The organism is Paenibacillus sp. 2TAB19 (genome assembly GCF_052115185.1).
In the GTDB taxonomy this organism is placed as follows: domain Bacteria; phylum Bacillota; class Bacilli; order Paenibacillales; family Paenibacillaceae; genus Pristimantibacillus.
Genome location: NZ_JBFRGE010000211.1, coordinates 1 through 795 on the forward strand (window position 1 = coordinate 1; position 795 = coordinate 795).

Annotated in this window: 1 protein-coding gene; it reads right to left on the reverse strand. The window is 33.1% G+C overall.

Features of this window, described 5'->3' with window-relative positions; translation table 11 throughout:
* Window positions 1-142 precede the first annotated feature (142 nt).
* Window positions 143-795, reverse strand: a 653-nt coding sequence (locus AB4Z33_RS31040; RefSeq protein WP_442053589.1) for a barstar family protein, incomplete at its 5' end; no start/stop codon positions are given.

The window sequence follows — 795 nt, forward strand, 5'->3', positions numbered from 1 at the left end:
TATCGGAAAGCAATAGCGTCAGGGCAGATCGTAAGCAATAGCGTCAGGGCAGATCGTGCCAAAAACTATAAAAGTATGAGTGAAAACGAGTATWTCTAAGATAGAAGAACGTTAAGTGTCCTAGACTCAATAATTCGGGTGTTTAACCGCTATTAAGCCATTCTGCTGGATTCCACTCCGCATCTATCGACCCTAAATTGGTTATTCTTTCATTTGGATTATTGGTATGTATAAGCGTACTTATTTGAGTCCCTTGCAATTTCGCATATCTTGATTGCCTTTGAATTATGTTAAGAACAGCTATGYTCAATTCATTATTCAGATTTGATAAAACTTCATAGTTCCAAAAAACGATTGCAACACCATTAACTGWWGKATACAGATCTGATATACAGTCATTTAAGGCATCTAGACTCTTCCCATAGTAGTTAGGGAAATTGAGTTTCAATGCTATTTCATTATGGAAATCTTCAATACATTTTAAATTTGAACATTCTACTTGRTAAATCTTAAATGATTCTTTTGAAAGTTCTATCAATGTACTTTCTAGGATCTCTTTCCTGTAAAACATAACTACATCTGAATTCAARAATAATTGAGTGGATTGATTAAATCTCACTTCATGCAATACATCTGTGATTGTTTCATTCCAGTCATGCGAAGGTAATTTCGCTTTAATTAATTCATCAATAAGGATTCGAACATCTTCTGACTTCTTCTTATTATTGTATAGCTCTAAATATTTAATCATTGTTTGAAACGCTACTTTGGATGATAACATTAGATCTTCCTTTC